We start from the raw sequence: 23467 nt of genomic DNA on the forward strand, positions 1-23467 counted from the left end.
CGGGCATCAAGGTTGTCCGTGACAAGTCTCAAATATTCCCTTACTATCTATGAAACGGGCATAACCTATTTTGCGTTAATAGAGAAGGAAATAGGAAAGAGGGGCTACGATGCAGCTCATAATGAAACTTGCCTTCAAGCTCGTGCGTTTGAACCATTATTTGATTGCCGCGCTTACGCTGGCGCTCGTGGCAATCAGCTCTGCTCTCGCTTATGTGATCGAGCCCGAGACGTTCGGGACGTGGTTTAATGCGGTATGGTGGGTAATGACGACGGTCCCGACCGTCGGCTACGGCGATTATTTTCCGAAGACGGTGCCCGGCAAAGTGCTCGCAATGTTTCTATACGTATTCGGCATCGGGCTGCTGAGCTTGTTGATCGGCAAAATCATCGACGGGGTCGCCAGTTTCCATAGGAGAAGGGAGAGCGGCACATTGAAGGTGCAGGAAAGCAATCATATTATCGTCATTAATTGGAGCAAAAAAGCGCAGCTAGCCATCGAAGAACTGCTCAGCTCCGAACCCGGCATACATATTGTCATTATCGATAACGCTGAGAAACATCCTTATGATCGGCCGAACGTGCAATTCGTCAGCGGCGATCCAACCTCGATCGAAGTGCTGGCGATGGCGAATATTCATGCGGCCCGCTCCGCTATTATTTTCGCCGATCCGCGCATCGACGACGCATCGCTGATCGACGGCAAGTCGCTCTTGATCGTCTCCAGTATCGAGCAAGCGGCGCCGGCCGTTCATACGACGGTAGAAATCGTGATTGAGAAGCATATTCTCAATTTCCGCCACGTACAAGTAAATGATTTTATTTTATCTCATGATGCCGTATCGAGGCTCGCCGTACGCTCCGCCCTGAAGGAAGGCAGCGTCGATCTGTTCACACAGCTGCTGAGCAAGCAATACGGCGAGGACGTATTCGACATCAATCCTGACCCTGCCTGGCAAACTTATGGCGACGCTTTCGCCGCGCTTCTTCGCCAAGGAGCGACGCTTATCGCAGACCGAACGGATATGAGCATCAACCGCAAGCTGGATACGACAATTCCGGCAGACGCTCGCTTGTTCGTCATTTCCAACGAAGATACGATTCAGAAGATCCGATCCGAAAGGCGGTCCTAACTTATGTCCAGCCCTCTATCCTATGTGGAGTGGTCCGAATACGAGCAACGCGTCCTGCGCACGATTGCCGAAGCAACCGTATCGCAAGGGGAGCTATTCGTCCGCAAGCTCGTCAACGCAACCGCCGTGCGCAACGGTCTGTATGAGCACACGGCCAATGAATCCGAGGACGGGCAGCAGCATCTTATTTATATGAAGCCGTACAGCGAATTCGACGATTCCATCTATGGAACGGCGATACGAACCGCTCTCTACGAAAATTGCAGCGTTTCTCCTTATCTGGAAGCTGAGTTTCTGCTATGGAACGGCTATCGGTTCAACCCATGCGTGCTCGCAATGAGGCCGCTGGCCGGTCAGCTAGACTTCGCACAGTTGCTACTGGACCATTACATTGTCTCAGAGCGGAGCACCTACGAAACGGTGTATACCATTTATGATATGGACCGCAGCAAAATCGTCGTATTTTTGAAAGGAGTCAATCTGTAAATGAAAGACGAGCACATAATGAAGATGGCCTCGCAGAGCAGCGAGCCTTCCCGTCCTGCGAAATGGCGATCGAACAGCCAGAAGGCGCTCGCCTTCGCCCTCATGCTTACCGTTCCAGTCGCGTTAAGCGGCTGCAATACCGCAAGCAGCTACGATTGCGATGATTTCAACAACAACAATTATTGCGACGATGACGGCACTACGGTTATAGGCAGCGGCAAAAAAATAAAAAAATCGTCCAGCATCAAGTCCAGCACCAGCTCCTCCAAAGGGTTCGGCAGCTCCGGCTTCAGCAGCGGAGGATAACGCCATGCAGCGAGTTATCCCGCTGGGCCTTACGGCGGAAGAGCTGTTCCAAGGCGAGCTTGCAGAGCGCCTTCCTTATCACCGGATGTACGGCAAGCAATATTGCCTCCCTTCCGTAACCTTGTATGCGCGCGATGAATACGAGGAACTTCGAAACGCTTCCGAGCTTGTGGACCGCATTTATTGGAAAGCGCTTCGGTTCGCCCAGCGCTGCCTGCCGGACCAGTTTTTATCGGTGCAACTGGGCATTCACCCTTCTTTGGTCGATACAGCGCGAATTGAGACGCCTGCACATGGACTCTCCAGACAAGATTGGATCCTAAGCGCTGACGGTATGAAATGTATCGAGAACAATACCGATACGCCGTCGGGCGTACCGGAAGCTGCTTATCTTGGCAACATCGTTGCCGGTCGCTATACGCCTTACCGCTCGGCCGCGACGGGAATGCGCGATTGCATGCTGGAAGCCTTCGGCGGGTTGATCCGCCATTATCGCGAAGCGGGACTGGACGGCATCATCGCCTGCAGCAGCTATGATTGGCATCTGGAGGACAAATGCAATACCGAATATGTGGTGGACGTCATCCAAGAGCTTGGTAATGAAGCGATCTATGTACCGCTCGATCAGCTTGAGATTATTCCTGGAGACGGCCTATACGCCGACGGCAAACGTATCGGTATTTTGTACCGGCTGTATCCGCTTGAATATTTGATCCATGATACCGACGCAGACAGCGGATTCAAGGTCGGCGAAGCCTTGATTGAGCTCGTTGCGGAAGGGAAGCTCGGTCTAATCAATCCGCCGCAAAGCGCGATTACGCAAAGCAAAGGTTTTATGGCGCTGATCTGGGCTTTGTATGAAAGGAACGAGCTGTCGTGCGACGTTCTGGGACATCCGCTGTTTGACGCCGGTGAGCTTGAGGCGATTCGCGCCTACCTGCTTCCTACCTATTTTGAGAACACCGTCTTCTTGCAGGAGCATATTCCCTTCGTGGCCAAAGGCTACTGGGGGCGCGAAGGCAAAGGAACGGCGCTGTACGGCGCGGACGGATTGATGGAACAAGATGAGTGGGGCAATCAGGAGGATGCAGAGGAAGCCGACGAAACAAAGCAATATTACAGCGGGCAGCCGAAGGTGTATCAGCAGCGTGTCCCGATGGAGAATGCCTCCGTACAGACAGAGACCGGAATATACGAAGGCTATCTGCTTACAGGCGCATATGTCATAGGCGGACGCTTCGCGGGCCTGTTGCCGCGTATCGGCGGCATCATTACCGGCGATATGGCTTACTTCTGCCCCGCCGTCGTGCAGCAGGACGAGTAGGTCGATATCGGAGCGGAGTTACGGTTAGAAGCAGATTTGTTTTACATATCTAAGATGATGCTTACGAAGCAGTTTTGCTTCGCAAAACTTTAAGGAGGTTTTAACGATGAATGATTTTTTGGAAAATGCGGGTAACGTCGGTATCGGACTCGTTATTATTTTTGTTATTCTCGTCGTTGGCGCATTCGTATTCAGCAAGCTGACGCGCTACGACGATGCCAAGGAAATTGAGAAGGGCAACGAAGCGGCCGGCTTGTACATGGGCAGTAAGCTTCTCGGCCTCTGCATTATCGTCGGCATGGTTTCTTTCAGCTCGGACTCTTGGGTATCGATGCTCATTTGGTCGGGTATCGGCATCGTCATTCTTTGTCTCGTTTATATCATCTTCGACTTCCTGACGCCGCGCTTCAAAGTATGCGATCAGATTGCTCAGGGCAATATGGCCGTCGCGCAGCTGCTGCGCTCGATCATCATCGGCGTATCGATCGTCATCGGCACGTTCCTGATGTAACCGGCTTAAAGCAGCTGGAGAATCACCAACACCTCTACATGCGAGAGGGCCGGTGTTTTCTCCAGCTATCTCTCCCCCGCGCCCCTCTTGCCCAATTGCAGCTTCTCCACCCGCCTGCTTCCTCCAGCATAAGCCGAATTTCCCAGCCTATTGTCAGCCAAACACCAACAATGGCTCCTCATAAGCCGAACAATACATCCTATTTCGTCCAACCTCTTGTTCGGATAGACATTCCCGCCTCCTTCCTTCAATAATAAGCCTGGTTTCTCGGCCTATCATCCGCCAATGCCACTTTTATCGGATATAAGATGCATTTCTCATCCTGACTGCTTGCTCCCTACCCGTTCATGACATATAGCCCGCCAAAAATAAAAGGAATCATCGCTGTACCCGGCGAGATTCCTCTTATGTTTGCTTTGCAGCTTATGCTGTTTCTCCTTCAATGTCTCGCTTCGTTTGGTCAACGGGTTAACCCCCTGCCAGCTTCCTCTGAGCAGATCAGGCGCGATACGTCCTTGCTTAGCCATCTTCTCTCTAGCTTTCCTTGCTTTGCTTATAGCCATTGTCATTGCCTCCTAGGCTTAAATATACGTGCTCTCTATCATTATATGCTGCCGGCGCATTTTGCGAAAGAGGCGCGCAGAGCGCGAACGATGCCGTAATGAATCGACTCCAGGATGAATACATATAGTTTCAAGCGCAAGGAGCAGAGGGCGTCCGCCGGCATGCAAAAAAAAGTTTGCGTTGCCATCTATTGCTTGAAACATTTTGTATCATTCCTTCGTTTTAGAGACTAATCAAGGAATTTAAGCCAATAGGTGGAAACGTACGCTGCAGCTATTTTAAAGGAGGAATGAGCTATCCGAAAATTATTGTTAGTTCTACTGTCCGCCATTTTGTTGTTTGCAGTCATGCCTGCTGCCGCTACGGCAGCCGATGATTTAAGCACGGAGGAGAAGTACCGATTCTTAGTCAATGAAGGCATATTCACCGGCTTTGCAGACGGAAGCTCGCAGCTCTATACGACCATGACGCGTGAGCAATTCGCGACTGTGCTGTTAAGACTGTGGGATCTGACCGAGGACTCATCCAAAGCGATTTATACCGACGTACTTAAGACAAGATGGTCTTATGGCGAAATACAAGCCGTATCCAGAGCAGGCCTTATGCAAGGCGTCGGCAAAGGAAAGTTCTCGCCAACGTCGAACGTAACCATTGAACAACTGGCAGCTGTTCTCGTACGCGGCTACGGCGCATCCGGCGATGCTTCCAACACCGTATACGGCAGCGTCTCCGCATGGGCGAAACGCGATGTCGGCGTCGCGCTGAACAAAGGCTGGATCACGCCCCAATCCGACTACCGCACGAACGCATTGCGATCGCAGCTTGTACAGGCGGCTTACTCCGTCTATATCGATATGAATCCAGACAAAGATCCGGAGCGCGAGAAGCTCGAGGTGAACTCAATCGTCTCCATATCGAACAACGTGCTGCTCGTCGATCTTCGCAAGTCCGTCAAGGAAATATCGCTTGACCAGTTCAAGCTGAGAGACGATTACGGCAGAGATGTCCGCATTCAACGCGCTTCGCTAAGCGATTTCGGAACGCTCGTCACCTTGACGACCGACAAGCAAACAAGCGGCAAGACGTACCGGCTTACCGTCGACGGCGATACTTGGAGCTACAAAGTGTACGAGAGCGATCCAGAACCGCCGAGAGATACGACTAAACCGCGCATCACATCCAGCAAAATCACGAGCGAGGCGAAGATTGAGCTCGTATTCAGCGAGCAGGTTACGGAAAGCTCCGCCGAGAACTGGTCCAACTACCGTTTTAGCAACAATCTCGATATTACGGGCATCGACCTGTCTTCAGACCGCAAGAAGGTTACGATCACGACCGAGAAGCAGGAGTCCGGAACAGTCTATACGCTGACGGTCAAAAATATTAAAGACCTTGCCGGAAATACGATGGATTCCCGCAGCGATCTGTACTTCGGCGCCGTAGTCGACAGAACTGCCCCGGCCGTAACCAAGTTCACGCAGCAGGGCAATAAGATCGTTATTACGTTCAGCGAAGCGCTCGATAGCGGAACAGCGAATGACGAAGACAACTATGATATTGACGGCGGACTAGACAATCCGACAAGGGCAACCTACAACGAAGATGACAAGACGGTAACGCTCACGACGACGAATCAGACGAGAGGCAAAAAATATACGCTTACGATCAATGGCGTCAAAGATAAGGCAGGCAATGCCATCGCCGCGAACACGAAGCTCGTCTTCGCTGGAGAAGGCAGCTACGAATCGCCTGCGGTCAGCCTGCAATCAATCATCGCCTTGAACGAGAACACCGTTGAAGTCGATTTCACCCGCTCGCTTGCCGGCATTTCCTTAAGCTCCATCGACATCGACATCGTGACGGATAACGGTAATACCGTATCGATGTCCGGCTGGCGCGTCTATACGTCGCTAAAGCCAGGTGACGACACGATCATCCGCGTCCAATTCGCAACGAGAGATAACGGCAATCCTTCCTTGTTCAAGCAAGGCCACGTCTACGTGGCGAAGGTGACTGGACTGCCGGGTCTCGAAACGGCAAACAACGCGAACAGCGCGCGCTTCGCAGGTATCGATGAGGCTAATGGCGCGCCTTATGTGACAAAAATCGTACCGGTCAACGCAACTGCCGTTACCGTCTACTTCAGCGAGCCGGTCAAAAACGTAAGTGCCGACAGCTTCCGTCTGACGAACGACAGAGACGATTCGGTGCGCATTAACGGAGACCAGTTGAACGACCGCAATCGAATCGTTACCGAAGTAACGCTAAACCTGGGCGATCGATTAGCTAACGGCAAAACCTACCGCATGAGCTTCGTCTCCGGCGTCACGGATGCGGCCGGCTGGAACGGCCTCGTTACGAAGCAGGGCGACTCGCCGTATGTCGTCTCCTTCCAAGGCATCGACCAGCAGAACGGAGCGCCCACGATTCAAGGGGTTACCGTGAAGGATCGATACAATTTCGAAATTATATTCAGCGAGCCCGTTACAGGAGCGGACAACGACGTCTATTCGCTCTACAACGAATCGGATAAAACAAACGTCCGCATTACGGACGACGGTTATGCGCTCTACGAGCTGTCAGCTGACCGGCAGAAAGTGACTGTTCATCTGAATGCCGAGAATGCAGGCCCGCTTCGCCAAGACAGAAGCTACAAGCTGTCCTATGAGGCGGACGACGAGGATATCGCCGATCTCCAAGGCAAGCTCATCGAGCAAGATGCCGCCGTTCATTTCAGCGGCTCCGATCGCGATAATGCCAGGCCGTATATTACAGCCGTCGACGGTTGGTCGACGGGATTGTATATTACGCTGAGCGAAACGGTCAAAGGCAATCCTGCCGGCGCCTTCGAGATCGTAACGGCAAGCGGCAAGAAGCTGAGCCCGACCACAACGACGCTGCAAGGCAACGTCGTCACGCTTAAGCTGCCGACGACCTCTGTCGGTACGGTCGTGGGCGTTAAGTTCTCCTCCCAAGGCGCAGAGTCGCTGCTTGATCTGAACGGCCAGCAGCCCGTCGTAGAGACGATCTTCTACACCGTGCGCTAATCTAACAAAAAGCAGGCAGCCCCGAAGGTCTTCACCGACCTTCGGGGCTGCCTGCTTTTTTCTACCGCAAATGCTTCATCGCTTCCTTCTCGCTCAGCGGCGATAAACCGGCTGTCGCAACGTAGCGGCTCACCGCTCCCGCATCCGTCTTCGCATATTCGCGAAGCGCCCAGCCGATCGCCTTGCGGATGAAGAACTCGCTGTCGTCCTTGCAGCGCTCGATATAGTCCGTCAAACGGTCGAAGTCGGTGCTATGCTTATATTTCAGCTGGTACAATATCGCCGACCGTCGCAGCCACATATTGTCGCCCTTTATCCAGCGATCGGGATAGTCCGTCACTAGCTGCGGATACGCCGACAGCTGCCTGCCAATGAGATGGGACGCGATGAAATCAACCGTATCCCACCAGGAATGCTGCGTCACAAGCGTTTCCAGCACATCGATATGCCGCTCGCTTGCATGCTTCCCGTATTTCTCCAGCAGACTCATCGCCGTATAATGAAACTCGCGCTCCGGCAAGCTCCACAGCTGAAGGGCCGTCTCGCGCAGCTCGTCCCCTTTCGGCAACGGATTCGCTTTCCAGAACTCGCGCGTGAGCGCCTGCCGCTCTGGATTGCGAATGCCTAGAAACAGAAACTGATTGCGCATATACGCCTCCATCGGCGCAGCCTGCTCCGGATCGGCATGCTCTCTCAGCCAAGCCTCAAACGCCGCGGCGCATTTGTTCACCATTCCGGCAACTCTCCTCGTCCATTATCGTTTGGTCCATACGGATCGCCGGTATCTTCATCCATTGTAGCGGTTCGATCATCATCCATAAACGAATAGCTCTCTTCATTCGCCGCATCCTGAATTTCCTCGGAGGTTAACGTGTAATAACCGTATCCGTCAGCGTCGTGTTTCTTGAGCGCCTTCTGCTTCATATAGCGCGGACTTCCCTCGGCCGCATCGTCGTCATAGACGAGCAGGATGCCGTCGGTTTTGCGGAATAGCAGATCATCTCTCGCCGTCAGTTGCCATACGCCGCTATAAGGCTGATTGCTGACGGAGGAATAGTAGTCGACGCCCTTCAGCAACTGCTGAAAGTACTCCTTCTTATCGTCCTTCCAGTTCTCCTCGGGATTGCTGTACGCCGCAATAATAGACAGCTTCAGATGCGGATACGTCTCCTTGAGCGCAATGACAGCTTCGCACGCCCATAGATCAACGCCGTATTGACCCGGCGTAATGACCCATTCCAGTCCATCCTCGATAATAGGAATGAGCTTGTTCGTCAGCGCCTTCTGAATATAACCGATCCCTTTATGCTTCTGGTTGAAAATTTGCAGCTCATGCGCCCGGTATCCCGTTACTAGCAAGTTTTTCATACATTCACGCCTTCTTCGTATGTCGCCTGTTTCTCTATTACCCTACTATATCATAATGAGGCGGAACGATGCGAAGAGGCTGTCACAACGGTTCAACAGCACCGATAGACAGCCTCTTCGTCTGGGCTTCATCATTTGTCCGCGCCCTTCACGCTAAGCAGCGAGCCTAGCTGCTCCAACACGTTGCCGCCGCCGGTAAGCGAGATCGTGCCGATCTTCTCGCATATTTTCTCCAGAAACTCAAGCTCCTTGAGCCGGTACAGCGTAACGTTCTCGTCCATCAGCTTCGCCGTGTTCAGCAGGCTCCGAGTCGAGGCCGTTTCTTCGCGGCGGGTAATGATGTTGGCTTGCGCCTTCTTCTCCGCGAGCAGCACCGTGTTAAGAATGTCCTTAATCTCGCCTGGCAAGATAATATCCTTAAGACCTGCCGATACGAATTCCACGCCATAGCTGTCGCTCTTCTCGTTCAGGCGCGATAGGACGAACGCCGCGATTTCCTGCTTCATGCGCAGCAGATCGTCAAGCTTCATCGTGCCGACATACTCTCGCAATATGAGCTGGAGCAGGATATACACTTGATCCTCGAACGACTTGATCGCGAACGCCTTGAGCGGATCGACAATCTTATATTGGCAGACGAAGTTAAGCCTAAGCGTTACCTTATCCTCCGTCATTATCTCTTGGCCCGTCATGTCGAGCTGCTGCTGACGCAGGTCGAATGTTTTCACCAGCACGGACGTTGGGCTTTTCCAAAAATAATATTTGCCCGGACGGAGCTCCCGCTTAAGCATATTGTTATAGAACAGCAAGCCCGTCTCATGGTTTGCGACCTCCGACATTTGATAATAGCCCTGCAGCTTGTTCAAGGCGATCAGGCTAACATCGGAGCTTATCTCCGGATTTCGGAAGTCAACGGTCACGAACGTATGCTTATGCAGAACATTCCAGTATGCGTATGTGCCGGCCGTTAACAGCGAGACGAACTTGCCGTCCCGGTAATGGAGCGCGTATTCATAGTCTTGCACGTCAATGACGGTCAGTTCCGAAAGCAGCTCCGCATCCTTCAAAAAAAGATTCAAATCTTTATTCGGCACATCGAATCGTTTCGCTGCATTCAGCACGACGATCGACTCCTCGGAAAACTTCGTATAGCGATAGACGCCTGGCGGCAAATGCTTCACATAGCTGCCTTTCTTGAACAGCAAGCCGCGCTCGTCGTCTTTGATCGTTACTTTAGTAAACATATCAACACCTCTTTACATGTCGTTTCATTTCGGTTGATGGGTGACCTGGCCTGGACGGCAATTTTCCTGTCGATGAGACGGAACCGGGCTTAAGAGGAAGGGCGGCGTGCCTCATGCGCGCAGTCATCCATAAGCGGCGACAAGCTCGCTTGCCGCTTGCACCGCGGTATGTCAGGCGTGAGCGATGGAGCATGCGTTCCTTAAGCGGTATCCGCACGGCTGCTTAGTCCATCTTCAGTCGGAGTCTATGTAAGCCCTCCGTGAAAATTGCCGAGGCTGGTCGTTAATAGGATTAGGTTCTCTCGATTAAAAGTCGAGTGCTCTACCATGAGCGTGCGTGAAAGGCACGTGGGGAATCGAACCCCTGCTTCATACTACATGTGGGAGATTAGCGAGGCGATGCGCGATACAGCATACAAGCGCATAACATGCGCAAGCACTGCGGGACTCTATGAAATCCCAGCCAAGGTATGCCACCCCTGCCGCTAACCTCATCTATTATTGATGTTATCTTTAATAGCGCATTGGTAAGCGTAAAAAAACTAGATGCCCTTGATCGCAGCCATCGGCTTGCATTTGGCGACGACGCCGGCTAACGACGCGCCGACAACGCTGTCGATAATTTGATCGACGTCCTTGTAGGCTTGCGGGCATTCATCCAGAATGCTCTGCAGCGAGCGGTGATTCACGAGCACCTCATCGTCCGTGCCGACCTTCATCGATTGCTCGAATTGGTCGACCGTGACGAGCAGCTTCGTCGCTTTGCGCGATCTCGCCCGCCCCGCTCCATGGCAGATGGAATAAAAGTTTTTCATTCCTTCCTCGCGGCCAACCATAATGTAGGAGGACGTTCCCATCGAACCGGGGATCAACGCCGGATGCCCCGTCTCCTTGTATGCCGCCGTGTTCAAAAAATGGCCTGGCGGCAACGCGCGCGTCGCGCCCTTGCGATGAACGAGCATCGGTTGATTGCGGTGGAATTCCTTGAGCGCGTAATTATGCATCAAGTCATACAGCACCGGCAGCTCCATCCCCTCGCCGAACACTTCCTTGAACGCTTCGCGTACGCCGTAAGCAATCATATGGCGGTTGCTTACCGCAAAGTTAAGCGCGGAGTACATCAGATTCAGGTACGTCTGCCCTTCGCGGCTCGCGATTGGCGCGTAGATCAGCTGCGGGTCGGGATTGCTGACGCCCCATTGACTCATCGCTTCCTTAATGACGTTGTTATGCTCGCGCCCTACCATTGCTCCCCAAGAACGGGAACCGGAGTGGATCATGACGACGACTTGCCCGTCGAATAAGCCCCATTTTGCCGCTACCGCCTCGTACTCCTCGTTAATTTCCAAGTACTGAATCTCGATAAAATGGTTGCCGCTGCCCAGCGACCCTAATTGGCCATGCGCATGCTTGCGAATCTTGGGAGGCAGCTGCTCGAGATAAGCGTGATCATATGGGAACGTAGCTCCACGTGGGTAAGCCATTGCTTATTCGGAATATATTTATCCGGCAAGCCCTTGAGGCCGTTTCTTACGACGCTCATAATATCGATGTCATTGTAATTCGTATTCGTACGCTCGTTCGTCGGGACATATTTTTCGATTGCCCCAATGAGGCTTCGGCGAATCTCTTTATTTTGTATATCGCGCTTATGCAGCGGCGTTGTATGAACGCGCATGCCGCAGCCGATATCCGAGCCTACGATCGAGGGCGACACGCAGCCGTCCTTCATGCTCCATACCGCCGTCGTGCCAATGCATGTTCCTACTCCGACATGCGCGTCCGGCGTATAGCTCATATAGACGTTGCGCGGAATTTGCAGATTGTTGTTCGCCATCTCGAACACCTTCGGTTCGAAAGAAGCGAGCACTTCCTCGTTGGCGAACAGATGAAGCTTGCCGCTCGCAAGCTCTAGCTCGTAGTGATTACCGCCGTGGTTTTTGTAAGAATGGTTCCATTGAAGCTCCATTGTCATTCCTCCTGACTCTATGTCCGTGTATCGTTAGTGTCTGATTCGAATGTTGTAGGTTAAGGCGTCTTACGAGTTCTATCATGACTCATTTCGTTAGCTGCGAACATGGCGAAAGTATTACAAAGCATAATCAAATCAGAAATTCGATGATACAATGGATAAATGAGGACGCCCCTGGAGAGGAGCAAAACGAACATGGCAAGAGAAAGCTTCGATAAGGAAATTCAGTTTTTGCGGATGCTGGCGCTAACGAGCGGCGCTTACAGCCGTCAGCAGTTCGCCGACAGGCTCGGCATTTCGGTACATACCTTCGATAAAACGCTGAAGCGGCTTAAAGAAATCGTAAGCTCGGTTCACCAGCAGCTTCCCGCGGAGCAGAGCAAGGAGCTGGCGGAGACGATCCGGTTCAATTACTTCGACAGGGCCGATCCGATGCTGCTCTTCCTATTCCGCGCCAAGTCGCTCAAAGAGTCGGAGAGCGAACGCATATCTCTGCTGCTCGCGGCGATGAGCGACCAAGCGCGGACGGCGATGGAGCTGCTCGATATTTGTTACGCAAGTCTACCGGAGGAGCAGGCTCTGCCCGATGAGAAGACGATTCGATCCGACCTTAAATACTTAGAGCAGGTCGGCGTCATTCGCAAAGCTCCCGGTCCGCGCCCATCCCGCTACCGCCTTCATAACGATTGGCTGACAGCGCTGACAGAGGATGAATGGCTGGATCTGTACGATTTTGTAGACGTTATGGCGAATACGCAGGTCCCTTCGCTCCAAGGCTATCTGCTGCGCGACAGCTTGAAGAAACAGCTGTTGCGCAGCAACGTGGAGCAAGAGGCGCTAGGCGCTTTTTTATATAAATATCATTACTACTCCCGCCTGCTGGATGAGGCTCATCTGTTCAGCCTGCTAGCCGCCATTGAGCAGCGCAAATACGTTACGTTTCTCTACTTCTCGCCGAAAAAAAAGAAGAGCTATGCTTCGCAGAACACGAACCCGCTATTCGAACGAGATTCCGATGGCGTATTGGAGCGGGCCCTGCCGCTGAAGGTCGTATACGATCATCAATACGGCCGTTGGTACTTGCTCGCCTACCATGCGCGGCATAACATTCGCAAATACCGGTTGGAGGGCGTCACCCAAAATGCGGATGACGGGGTATCTGCTCCTGCCGAGCTGTTCGGGCAGAAGCTTGCCGAGCTGGAGGAGAAGATCGCTTATTCCTGGCTAATCGATACGGGAAGGCGCGTTACGGTTCGGCTGCGGTTCTTCAATCCCGGCGACGGCTCGCGTAATTTCGTGAAGGAGCGCGTGCTTCATCAAGGGCAATGGGGAGTCATTTTTCAGGAGGATGAAACCTCCTTTCTATACGAGATTGAAGTGAACGGCACGTTGGAGATTAAGCCTTGGATACGCAGCTTCGGTTCAAGCTGCGAGGTGCTGGAGCCAGCCCAGCTGCGGCGGGAAATGATCGAAGAATGGAAGGAGCTGAAGTCGTATTATGAATCCGTTTGAGAAAATTTTCAATTATCAAGTCATCTCGAAGCTCGACGACTCCGGGACATTCCTGGCCACCGCTCACGAGAGAAGCTGGCTGAAGACGATGCTGTCCGAAGCTGCCTCGCAGCACGCATTCACTCCGGAGACGCTGAACAAGCTGCTGACGATGCTGGAGGCTGATCCCGTGCTGCGAACGGACGACCGACTCAGCGAGAAGGCACGCAGTAAAGTCGTCCATGTGTACCATCCGCTGCTGCGTCAACTGCGGCGAGCCATTATGAATCGAAGCGGGATCACGCTAAGCTTCCTGACGAAGGACGGCAGCCTTAACGCTCGCCAGAGCGCTGTTCCCTATAAGCTCGAATATTCGATGGTGAAGCGGGAATGGTACCTGCTATGGTTTCACCTAAGCCGCCGCAAGCTGCTTACGACAAGGCTGAACAAAATAGTCGATGTACAGGAAATGGAACTGCCGCCTTCGCAGTATGAGCAGCTTCAAAGTTCTATTCGCCGGTTAATTGACAGACGCAATATGACCGTGGCGATCGAGGTCGTACAGCAATACAACGAAGAGCTGTCGCGTATCCTTTACGCTTTCTCCTGCTTCGATAAGAAAGTCGAATACGATGCCGTTGCCCATGTGTACACGATTCAGCTGACATTCCCCGGCGAAGAGCAGGAATATGTGCTCTCCAAGCTTCGTTTTCTAGGCAAGCGGGTTAGACTCGTAGACGGCGATTACTTAAAGAGCCGAATGCTGAACACAGCCAATATGGCGCTTGAACGTTACGGGCAGTTGGATTAAAAAACACCCCTTCTTAGAGGCGGCTTATCGCAGCCCCCTGTTGAAGGGGTGTTCATTTGTTTTGAGCTTCATGAGTGGATTTTGTACAGTCAAATGGACGGAGGATGGCCAATGAGGACTCAAATGCCGGTTTTGACTGTATGTTTTCCACTCAAGAGTCACTTAATAGGCGATTAGCCCAATTAGACTGTATGAAATACAGGCTAATCGTAATTAGGAAACCTCCTACCAACGTTGCAAGCATCGCTATACGACGTAGCGGGCAATAAAATCATGGACTTTGCGTTCATAGACAGCTTTATTCGTGCTATAAGCGAGTCCGTGCCCAGCCCCTTCCGCGACGTACAGCTCCTTCTCCGTATGGCAAGCGTCATACAGCCGGTAAACCATCTCCGTCGGCACGAACGTATCGTCGCTGCCGTGAATGAACAGCATCGGCAGCTTGTTGCGCGCCAATTGGCGCAGCGCCGACGCTTCGGCAAAGCTGTAACCGGCCTTTAGCTTCGTCAATAAGCTGGTAGCCTGCAGAATAGGGAAAGCCGGCAGCTTGTACAGCCGATTAAGCTGGTACGCCAATTGGTCGCGCACCGACGTATAGCCGCAATCCTCGATAATGGCTTTGACTTGCTTCGGAAGCGGTTCTCCGCTAACCATCATGACGGTCGCTCCGCCCATGGATATGCCGTGCAGGACGATCCGTGCTTCTTCCCCGACGGTATCCACCGTCTTCCGAATCCACTGCAAATAATCATTCCGATCAACCCATCCGAAGCCGATGTAGTTCCCTTCGCTCTCTCCATGTCCCCGGTCATCCGGCATCAGCACGTTATAACCGAACTGCTCGTAATAGAAACGAGCGATAAGCCCTAGATCCTTGCCTTTCGACGAATAACCGTGTGCCAAGATAACCGTATTCGCAGTAGGCGATTTGGCCGGCAAATAATAGCCCTGAAGCTTAAGACCATCCTTCGTCGTAATATGCCAAATCTGAGGGTTTTGGCTGTCTACCCATTGTACGCCGTCCAGCTCGAGCGCGGCGGGCACATCCTCCTCCTGCAACCCAAGGTCGATCGCCGATTCTTTCTCGCCGCCCCCGTCGTTCTGAACCAGATCTCCGCTGCTGCTAAGAAAATCTTTGGACCCGCGCTTGATCGCGAGGTTATAGAAGTAAACACTAATGACAGCCAGCACGGCTATCACGATAAGCACTAATAAAATGATCCCGATTACGACTACGATTCCGTTCATATGCGTCCGCTCATTTCACCTTKGATTGCCAGCTAACCAKCCACCCAGCCCGCGCCTTCTCACATGGCTCGCTGCTCGCTCTTATTTGATCCTTTAGCTTTGCATTTGAATCCATAGTACCATTATTAACCTTAAGTTTGCCATCGATCCGGCATTCCATGCACGTCAGGCTGAAGCTCGGTTCAGCTCATTATTTGCGTTTTGTGACCTTATCCCAAATAAGATCGCCGCTAACCGCATCGATATAACGTAAAGTTCTGCTGTGACTTCCCTCAAAGGGCAGCTCGTCCTCGGAGGCAATGGATTCATAAATAAGCCGATAGGCGGACGGCGGCTTATCTTGATCTTGATTTTGATCTAAGTACCATCTTAATCGCAGCCGATTGTAGGCCAAATATGGCTTCAACGCATCTTCAGCTGTAAGTGACGGCTCAAGCTTATGCTGCTCAAGCTTATGGAGCAGATACGCGGATACTCCGCTATAGAGCAGCACCTCTCCGGTTGCTGTGCTGACGCTGATCGTGACACGCTCCAGATGAAGAGGCACGTCACTGATATAGACAGGCAAATAAAAGAACTCCCGCTCAACGGCTTCGGCTTCTCCATCCTCAGAGCCGTGCGCTTCTTGCAACTGGAGGTAGCGATCGTACTCGGGAAACACAAGCTCCATAAATTGCTTCGCACGGCGCCAGCATTCGGGACGGCTTAGCGGCGTCTTCGAACCCTCCGTACGTGCAGCACTTACTCGGCGGCTATAACAGCTGTACTCGATAAGACGTCCGGTCGACTTCTCGAACCGAAGTCTATGCGAAGCACTCATGTTGCGCAGTTGCTCGCCCCATCTCCGCTCCATATAACCGTCAACCGACAGAGCTTCCGCCTCTGTGCTTGGCTGTTTCTCATCCTTGTGCCTATAAATCAGCGTAATGAATTCGCCATCGTCATGGCTGCGATCAAGCCTATACGCCCGGCTATCCACGCCTAGCTTCGTTTCGATCTCGGCTCGGTCGGCATCCGCATACCGAAGGGGAGCCCGCATGTCTCCTTCTCTTCTCAAGATAGGGAAGCTAGGCGGCATACGGTAGTGATCGGGTTCGTAGAGATCAAGGCCGGTAGCCGCATCAAGCATACGCCATGCATCAGTAGGAACATAGACGAGCCTGTATGCGTCGTAATCATCATTCGTATCCGCATCGACGGCATAACCTTCATGGACAGCAGGGTGCATGGCAACTATCGCAAGCTCCATACGAAGCTCCCGCAGAAGCCGTGATTTGATCGTATCGGCAGTCGTTATTTCCTTCGGCCATTCCGGCCTTGCAGGCATGTCAGCGCCATAGCAATTCCGATATCTGATCACGTTCAGCTCGGCGTCAAGCGTCAGCTCGCAGCCGGTATCCGGCAGTGCAACACCGCCGACCTCTTCCCTGAACGTCATATACGTGCAGCTTTGTCCTTCTTCTACATGCACCCATGTTAGTCGAGAAGGATCAACTGCATGTTTCGTTAGAAAAGCATCCGTAACCGCCTTTACATCCTCCAGAGGACACTTGCGCGGCCCGGCCGGCTGACTCGCGGATTCGATTCGCAATTCGAGCAGCGCAGCAGTGTCCAGATCAAGCGCGATCTCAATGCGCTCTTCAGAATGCTCTGGATGCTCCCAAATATAGCCGCGTTCCCGCGCATCATCCTTAGGGATGCTGTCCTCCATCACAAGGAGGTAGCCGGGCGGAATTACCGTAACCGCCATCGCTGCCTCGCGCAGCTTGTTGTGATCCATAGACAACTTCTTAATCTCCTATTCGGTTTCGTCTCCTCCGGGTACAGCTATCGTTAGCGATTGTCTACTTTCTCCGGATAGAGATCATGATTCATAAGGCGGAAATCTGCCATTTGCTCGTATTTGGTGCCTGGCTGGCCCCAATTGCAATACGGATCGATAGAAATGCCGCCTCTTGGCGTAAATTTACCCCATACTTCAATGTAACGCGGATTCATGAGCGCAATCAAGTCGTTCATAATGATGTTCATGCAATCCTCGTGGAAATCGCCATGATTGCGGAAGCTGAACAAATACAGCTTTAACGACTTGCTCTCGACCATTTTCACATCGGGAATATAAGAAATATAGATCGTCGCGAAATCCGGCTGCCCCGTCATCGGGCACAAGCTCGTGAATTCAGGACAATTGAACTTGACGAAGTAGTCCCTATTCGGGTGCTTATTATCGAACGTCTCTAATATTTGAGGCGCATATTCAAAAATATAGTTCGTTCCTTGATTGCCAAGCAGCGTCACGCCGTTCAGCTCTTCTTTGCTTCTTCCTTCCATAACCGATACCCTCCAACTTTGTTTTAAAATGGTTCATGCTCTAAACGCCTTTCTTATTGCCCCAAACCCATGTATGCAATTGCGGCAGCACATGTACGCTGCGCAGCTCCGAATTGTGCATTACTTGCTCGATGAGCCATTCATAGCGCTCTACCAAATAAGGCAGCATTCGCGTAGGCTCCGTCTCTCGCAGATTCGCATTGCCCGCCTGTACATAGAACGGTACGCCTGGATAACGGAGATGGACGAATGTCGCATATTCCAAATCCAGCTCATCGAATACGACCGTTTTCAAGCAGAAGCTGCGCGACTTGCTTTGCAGCTTGCCCACAATATCGTCAAGTACGGCCCAGTCCGTCGTCATGCCGGAGCTCGGCGGCTTCGGCGACAGCGTCAGATCGTCAATGTCCAAGAACCAGTCCTGCCATCGGCTTCCCTGCGTCTCAAGCGCAGAACGAATCCCCCGCTCGTGCAGCCCATCAATTAACTCGCCGAGGGCGGGCAGCAGAGCAGGATTGCCGCCTGAGATCGTCACATGATCAAAGCAGTCTCCGCCCAGCGCCCGCAACTTCCCTATAATTTCATTCGCTGCGAGCATTCGGATATCGTCCTTGCCGGTGCCGTCCCAGGTGAAGGCGGAATCGCACCAGCTGCACCGATAATCGCAGCCGGCTGTGCGGACGAACATCGTCTTGCGTCCGATGACCATTCCCTCGCCTTGAACAGTCGGGCCGAACAGCTCCAATACAGGAATAAGCTTCGAATTAGCGCTCATCGACTGCCGCCGCCTTTCGCTTCGGCCGATATACGCAATAGCTTGTAGGCGTCTCGCGAAGAAACACCTGCAAGACGCGCGGCTGATTGGCAGTAGCGTCCAGATAATTCTGCACGAGCTCAGCGATCGTGCGCGCCACGACTTCCGTCGTCGGATATCGCTCCGGCTGCTCGTCGCTGAAGCTCTCCGTATCGTCATTAAGCAGCGTATGATCGAACCGATCATGGATCAGCCGCTTAATAATCGCGAAATTCACGAGAAAGCCGGACTGGTCGAGCTCGTCGGCCGCTACCGTCACGTTCGCATAATACGTATGTCCGTGCGTTTGGCGGCACTTGCCTGCATCTTCCGAAGGGACAAAGTGCGCTGCGGCGAAATGAAAGTCTTTGTTCAGCTCATAACTATAATCATGCGCGACCGAAGGATAAATTTGTTGAAGCATCAATTAACCTCCTCCTTGTCGCCCTTAGCCTCCAAGTAATCATCAAGCCCTTTCTGACGAAGCAGACAGGCCGGACAATGTCCGCAGCCGTCCGATGGAATGCCGTTATAACAGGTCAACGTCCGCTCCCGCACATAATCGAAGGCTCCAAGCTCGTCGGCAAGCGCCCACGTCTCTGCTTTGTTCAGCCACATCAGCGGCGTATCGATAACGAAAGGATAATCCATCGATAAATTAAGCGTTACGTTAAGCGACTTCACGAATACATCCCTGCAATCGGGATATCCGCTGAAGTCCGTCTCGCATACGCCGGTAACAATATGTGCAGCGCCAATCTGCTTCGCGAGCACAGCAGCGAACGTTAGAAACAACATATTGCGTCCGTCAACGAATGTCGTAGGCAGCTCGCCTTCTTTATGTTCAATCTCGATATCGTCGCGAGTCAGCGCGTTAGGCGCTAACTGATTCAGGAGCGACATATCCAAAATATGATGCTTCACGTTTAAGTCTTTCGTAATCTGAGCGGCAACCTCAAGCTCCAGCTTATGGCGCTGTCCGTAATCGAACGTAATCGCCTCTACTTCATTGAACCGCTCCATTGCCCAGAATAGGCATGTCGTGCTGTCTTGACCGCCGCTGAATACGACGACTGCTTTACCTTGCTTCATGCTCCATCTTCCTCTCGCTTTATAGATCATTGATCGGAGAAGAAAGAGATCGCCCTAGTTCCATCCTTATGCTGCTTGCGTTCCGATTCCAAAGAAACGGCGCGAAGCGGGTACTGCCGCTTCGCGCCGAACGCAAAAAGACGAGGCTCTCGTGAGAAGCCTTCGTTTTGCATAGTTTTTTATAGAGGGAGTTCGCGAACCTCTCCCGGCCGCCAACGGCGCCGGAATTTCTTCTTCAGTTGTATAGGAGTACTATAGCACAACCGTTCCCGATTGGATACTGCCAGTTCGAGCTAAATAGCTACGGCTTTCAGTTCTCTTAACGTCTGCAGCATATGTTCCGCCAGCTCGGGAATATCCTCCATTTGCTCCTCGCCGATCGTTCGATTGAACTTTAGTTCAATTTTGTTCGTATAAAAAACGGCCTGTGGCGGAGAATCCTGCCCATGCACATAGCTGATCGTCTGAGTAAAGGGCATATCGTCGCCCCATATCGTTCTCATAATGCCTTCAATCTGACGACACTGGTCGGCCGGTTCGCTTATCGCGACTCGGAAACGCAACGATAACGAGCATCCGGCTCCGGCCGCCGCCGCATCGCCGTCTTGGTCCATCAGCTCGGCCGCAAGCTGCCGGAGCGAGGACGCCAGCCTAACTTCGGCCGACACTCCGGACTGCCCCGCAAGCGTGAATCGCAGTCCGAACTCGCGCGCCATAACCGCCATTTCCATCCGGTCATTCCGGCCCACGATATCGATCAGCCGATCCAGATTGTCTAAATCGTAAAAATGATTCTCGAGCGCGACTTTTACATTTTCKAACACCGTTGGATCAAACACCCGCATACCTCGCGATCTATAACGTTGATCCATCTATTCTAGTTCAATTATCTAAAAAAATCGACAGCCTTTATCGCAAATACAAGTTCAGCGGCGCAAGCCCCAGCTCGCGCACCCCTTCGACTACCAATCCGGCAACACGGATCGCGCCAAGCTCCTGGAAATGCGTATCGTCCTGCGCCCCATCCGGAAAATGAATGAACTCGCCTGGATACGCCCACATGAACAGCGCTTTGGAAGGCTCGTCTCCAAGCCCCTCGTACAGCGTCTTGCTCTTCGCTGCCAAATCGATAAGCGGAACGTCGAGCTCGCTCGCAAGCTCCTTCATGCCCAGCAAGTAATCGCCATGCGTATCGATAATGCGGCCTTGCGAATCGAACTTGCGGCGATGCATCGGCGTTATGAGGACAGGAATTGCCCCTCTTGCGCTTGCTTCCTCCACATAAATTGCCAGCTTCTCCTTGTAGGAGCCAAAAGGCTCGGTTGCCCGCTCCTCATCCTGCTTCTCGTCGTTATGGCCGAACTGAATCCATAAATAATCGCCGGACTTGATTTCGTCCAATATTGGCTTCAAGCGCCCTTCAGAGATGAAGCTCTTCGAGCTGCGTCCCGACTTTGCATGATTGTCGATCGCTACATCGGTCTTGAAGTACAGCGGCAGCATCTGTCCCCAACCCGCATAAGGGAAGACGTCCTGATCGGTCACCGTGGAATCGCCGGCAAGGAAGATCGTCGTCGCTTGCTTCGCTTCCGCAATATCAAGCGCATTAATACGCGGCGCTACGCCGGAGAAGGCAAGCCGCAGCTTGCCGTCCGTCACTTTCACCGTGAAGCTGTGCACCGCGTATTGCCCCGCCGACGTCACTATCTTGTTCAGCACCATTCGGCCGACCCCGTATTTCAAGCTAGTAACGGTAGGCGCTATTGCGTCGCCCATCGTTACTGTAATCGTGTACAGACCATTAGGCAGCTTCACGATGAACGCAGAATCTAGAGGAATGCAGAAGGCGCTGCGCAGCCGGTCGCCTTCGCCGCGATCGCGCGAGCTCACACGCTCACAGGATTCAAAGCCGTAACCCTGTTCATCGGTATACGCCGTATCCGGCAGGATTTGAATATATTCTGTACCTGGCTGCGGCGAATCGCCAATGCCGAAATCGAATCGATAAGTTGTAGCCACTTTGCACCATCCTATCATCAAGTATCATTAATGATAGAATAGCAGAATAGCTGCTTATAAAGGTAGCAAATAACGGATCATTTTGTTCAATATTCCGATATGTTGCGATGATGCTATAGCGTCACATGCTTCACTTTCATCAGCTCGCCAACCTTAGCGAACAACGAGGCATTATGACCGATGGATAATGCGCAATGATGCGTCGGCGCTTCAGCGAACCAGCTCGTCATATAATCATCCGGCGCAAGGCGGAACTTGATAGGCGTCTGCGTATTGCCGATGCGCATAATCGGACCGTTCGTCGACTCCCCTTCGCTTGCGATCAGCTTCAGCTTTCCGTCTCCGGTCTGCGTGACGTTCAGCGTCGTTACGGCCCCCGCGCGAACCTTCGCCTCGACGGATACGCCCGTACCCTGCTTGCCGTGATACAGCCCCATCCCCCTCAGTACAGGCTTGCCTTCCGAGATCGCAATATGGAACGGTCCGTCATGTCCGAGCAGAATCGTATCGTCTACATAATCAACGACAACGATTTCGGAGAAGCTGCCTCCCGTTCCAAGCAGATCGCATATTTTCATCGCAACGGCCGTCTTGAGATCGCCTTCGCCCGAGCATGGAATGCCGCGAGCCGTCAGCAAGGAATGACCGACAATGAAGCCCGATTGCAGTGTCTCGTATTCACCGCCCGGAGCGCCATGATAGTAGTAGGTTAGCGCATCCAAATCATACTCGCGAACGAGACGCTCCTGCGCCGCCGCCACCTTGCACGACCATTCGAGCTGTTCTTCTGTCGGCTTCCTTGCAATCGGATCGGACGGCGAATCGCCGCTAATCTGGAACATCTCATGCACCTCATCCAGCTTCGCCTTCACTTCCTGGGGCGTAACTTGCCGCAAATGCCGATCGAGATCGCACATCTCGAGCACTTCGACATGAAGTCCAGTCTGCGCCGCAATCATCGTGAAGTCGCTGTACATATCCAGCATGCCGCTGTACGTATTTCCTAAGAAGCCGAAACGGCTGTGCTGCAGGTTGCGCGGTACGGCGGCCGCGCGCACCCATTCCTCAATCTCCCGCCAAGCGCGCACCGCTTCCTTGCGCTGGGCTGTAATTTCGTTCGTTAGTGAAATAGCGGGCGTATAGTCCAAGCCGAGCAGCCCGTTAACGACGCGGAACGGGATCGCTGCGCGATTGAACGTGTTGGCGAATTCGGGTACCGGACACGCTCCGCAATGCGCCAGCCATTCGCCGGTTGTCGTCCGGTCGTAACTAATGCGCTCCGTCGGCTGCAGATTAAGAAATACGACCGGCGCTTTATTAATCAGATGAACGGGCAGCACGGTTGAGCTCGTCGAATACGTAGCAGCATGGCAGAACACCAAGTCCACCTGCTGCTCGTTCAGCCACTCCCCTGCCTTTCGTCCTTCCCCTTCCGTATCCACAAGTCCGTAGTTGTATACGTCTCCCCAAGCGGACATCCGCTTCTCGATGAATGTCCCGTATTCAATCAACCGCTCACGCAGACCAGGAAATTGCTCCCAATATGCTCTCAAGCCAACAGAATAAAGACCGATCCGTGCTCTCTTGCTTGGTTTAATAGCAGATAGTAACGTCAGCTTTACCACCTCGTCATTTTATGAAATAATAGCTTTATATCCACATTGTAACGGCTTTCAATACCAATAACATCAGATCATCTTGGTCAAAAATAACACAATCTTGCGAGGT

21 protein-coding genes, 1 pseudogene and 1 riboswitch are annotated in these 23467 nt (G+C 52.7%); of the genes and pseudogenes, 8 read left to right on the forward strand and 14 right to left on the reverse strand.

Annotated elements, in window-relative coordinates; all coding sequences use genetic code 11:
- Window positions 1–109: 109 nt before the first annotated feature.
- The 5 genes from AC1DF0_RS15745 to AC1DF0_RS15765 all read left to right on the forward strand — a co-directional run bounded on the left by AC1DF0_RS15745 (window position 110) and on the right by AC1DF0_RS15765 (window position 3759).
- The gene (locus tag AC1DF0_RS15745; RefSeq protein WP_477574556.1) at window positions 110–1132 is read left to right on the forward strand and encodes a potassium channel family protein; all 1023 of its coding nucleotides are present in this window, start codon (window positions 110–112) and stop codon (window positions 1130–1132) included.
- A gap of 3 nt (window positions 1133–1135) precedes the next feature.
- Complete coding sequence (locus tag AC1DF0_RS15750) at window positions 1136–1618, forward strand: hypothetical protein (protein WP_477574557.1); 483 nt, start codon at window positions 1136–1138, stop codon at window positions 1616–1618.
- The gene (locus AC1DF0_RS15755; protein ID WP_442050565.1) at window positions 1619–1924 is read left to right on the forward strand and encodes a hypothetical protein; all 306 of its coding nucleotides are present in this window, start codon (window positions 1619–1621) and stop codon (window positions 1922–1924) included.
- 4 nt (window positions 1925–1928) lie between these two features.
- On the forward strand, window positions 1929–3248 hold the full coding sequence (locus AC1DF0_RS15760; protein ID WP_477574558.1) for a glutathionylspermidine synthase family protein: 1320 nt from the start codon (window positions 1929–1931) through the stop codon (window positions 3246–3248).
- A gap of 106 nt (window positions 3249–3354) precedes the next feature.
- On the forward strand, window positions 3355–3759 hold the full coding sequence (locus AC1DF0_RS15765; protein ID WP_442050567.1) for a DUF350 domain-containing protein: 405 nt from the start codon (window positions 3355–3357) through the stop codon (window positions 3757–3759).
- Window positions 3760–4076: 317 nt separating this feature from the next.
- Here the strand turns inward: AC1DF0_RS15765 and AC1DF0_RS15770 are convergent, their stop codons facing one another.
- Window positions 4077–4322, reverse strand: coding sequence for a hypothetical protein (locus AC1DF0_RS15770; RefSeq protein WP_442050568.1), 246 nt, complete (start codon window positions 4320–4322; stop codon window positions 4077–4079).
- Window positions 4323–4631: 309 nt separating this feature from the next.
- On the opposite strand from AC1DF0_RS15770, the gene AC1DF0_RS15775 reads away from it, so the two are divergent.
- Window positions 4632–7370, forward strand: a complete 2739-nt coding sequence (locus AC1DF0_RS15775) for an Ig-like domain-containing protein (RefSeq protein WP_477574559.1) — start codon at window positions 4632–4634, stop codon at window positions 7368–7370.
- Between the two features lie 61 nt (window positions 7371–7431).
- On the opposite strand, the gene AC1DF0_RS15780 is transcribed toward AC1DF0_RS15775, so the two are convergent.
- The 4 genes and pseudogenes from AC1DF0_RS15780 to AC1DF0_RS15795 all read right to left on the reverse strand — a co-directional run bounded on the left by AC1DF0_RS15780 (window position 7432) and on the right by AC1DF0_RS15795 (window position 11951).
- Complete coding sequence (locus AC1DF0_RS15780) at window positions 7432–8103, reverse strand: DNA alkylation repair protein (RefSeq protein WP_477574560.1); 672 nt, start codon at window positions 8101–8103, stop codon at window positions 7432–7434.
- Entirely contained in the window at window positions 8097–8738 is a 642-nt protein-coding gene (locus AC1DF0_RS15785; RefSeq protein ID WP_477574561.1) for an SLOG family protein, read from the reverse strand. The genes AC1DF0_RS15780 and AC1DF0_RS15785 overlap by 7 nt, the downstream gene beginning before the upstream one ends.
- A 131-nt stretch (window positions 8739–8869) precedes the next feature.
- Window positions 8870–9982 carry a slipin family protein gene (locus tag AC1DF0_RS15790; RefSeq protein WP_477574562.1) on the reverse strand — a complete coding sequence of 371 codons (1113 nt, stop codon included), beginning with the start codon at window positions 9980–9982 and terminating at the stop codon, window positions 8870–8872.
- 542 nt (window positions 9983–10524) lie between these two features.
- A pseudogene (locus AC1DF0_RS15795) lies at window positions 10525–11951 on the reverse strand (RtcB family protein).
- A gap of 198 nt (window positions 11952–12149) precedes the next feature.
- Between AC1DF0_RS15795 and AC1DF0_RS15800 the strand changes: the two are divergent.
- Both AC1DF0_RS15800 and AC1DF0_RS15805 read left to right on the forward strand, forming a co-directional pair.
- On the forward strand, window positions 12150–13466 hold the full coding sequence (locus AC1DF0_RS15800; RefSeq protein ID WP_477574563.1) for a helix-turn-helix transcriptional regulator: 1317 nt from the start codon (window positions 12150–12152) through the stop codon (window positions 13464–13466).
- Window positions 13453–14256: a WYL domain-containing protein gene (locus AC1DF0_RS15805; protein WP_477574564.1), complete on the forward strand. Its 804-nt coding sequence runs from the start codon at window positions 13453–13455 to the stop codon at window positions 14254–14256. Before AC1DF0_RS15800 ends, AC1DF0_RS15805 begins: the two co-directional genes overlap by 14 nt.
- Before the next feature lie 246 nt (window positions 14257–14502).
- Here AC1DF0_RS15805 and AC1DF0_RS15810 read toward each other — a convergent pair whose 3' ends face one another.
- The 9 genes from AC1DF0_RS15810 to AC1DF0_RS15850 all read right to left on the reverse strand — a co-directional run bounded on the left by AC1DF0_RS15810 (window position 14503) and on the right by AC1DF0_RS15850 (window position 23292).
- Window positions 14503–15504, reverse strand: coding sequence for an alpha/beta hydrolase (locus tag AC1DF0_RS15810; protein ID WP_477574565.1), 1002 nt, complete (start codon window positions 15502–15504; stop codon window positions 14503–14505).
- A 190-nt stretch (window positions 15505–15694) separates the two neighbouring features.
- Window positions 15695–17284: a YcdB/YcdC domain-containing protein gene (locus AC1DF0_RS15815; RefSeq protein WP_477574764.1), complete on the reverse strand. Its 1590-nt coding sequence runs from the start codon at window positions 17282–17284 to the stop codon at window positions 15695–15697.
- Between the two features lie 53 nt (window positions 17285–17337).
- The gene (queF, locus tag AC1DF0_RS15820; protein WP_337103747.1) at window positions 17338–17835 is read right to left on the reverse strand and encodes a preQ(1) synthase; all 498 of its coding nucleotides are present in this window, start codon (window positions 17833–17835) and stop codon (window positions 17338–17340) included.
- 40 nt (window positions 17836–17875) lie between these two features.
- Complete coding sequence (gene queE, locus AC1DF0_RS15825; RefSeq protein ID WP_477574566.1) at window positions 17876–18610, reverse strand: 7-carboxy-7-deazaguanine synthase QueE; 735 nt, start codon at window positions 18608–18610, stop codon at window positions 17876–17878.
- Window positions 18600–19052: a 6-pyruvoyl trahydropterin synthase family protein gene (locus AC1DF0_RS15830; RefSeq protein WP_477574567.1), complete on the reverse strand. Its 453-nt coding sequence runs from the start codon at window positions 19050–19052 to the stop codon at window positions 18600–18602. Before AC1DF0_RS15830 ends, queE begins: the two co-directional genes overlap by 11 nt.
- On the reverse strand, window positions 19052–19720 hold the full coding sequence (queC, locus tag AC1DF0_RS15835; RefSeq protein ID WP_477574568.1) for a 7-cyano-7-deazaguanine synthase QueC: 669 nt from the start codon (window positions 19718–19720) through the stop codon (window positions 19052–19054). Before queC ends, AC1DF0_RS15830 begins: the two co-directional genes overlap by 1 nt.
- A gap of 165 nt (window positions 19721–19885) precedes the next feature.
- Window positions 19886–19929, reverse strand: a riboswitch (PreQ1 riboswitch).
- Window positions 19930–20013: 84 nt separating this feature from the next.
- Window positions 20014–20559, reverse strand: a complete 546-nt coding sequence (locus tag AC1DF0_RS15840) for a hypothetical protein (RefSeq protein WP_477574569.1) — start codon at window positions 20557–20559, stop codon at window positions 20014–20016.
- A 70-nt stretch (window positions 20560–20629) separates the two neighbouring features.
- Window positions 20630–21739: a rhamnogalacturonan acetylesterase gene (locus AC1DF0_RS15845; RefSeq protein WP_477574570.1), complete on the reverse strand. Its 1110-nt coding sequence runs from the start codon at window positions 21737–21739 to the stop codon at window positions 20630–20632.
- A gap of 113 nt (window positions 21740–21852) precedes the next feature.
- Complete coding sequence (locus AC1DF0_RS15850; protein WP_477574571.1) at window positions 21853–23292, reverse strand: L-fucose/L-arabinose isomerase family protein; 1440 nt, start codon at window positions 23290–23292, stop codon at window positions 21853–21855.
- Between the last annotated feature and the right edge of the window lie 175 nt (window positions 23293–23467).

The organism is Paenibacillus sp. 05T425 (genome assembly GCF_056396205.1).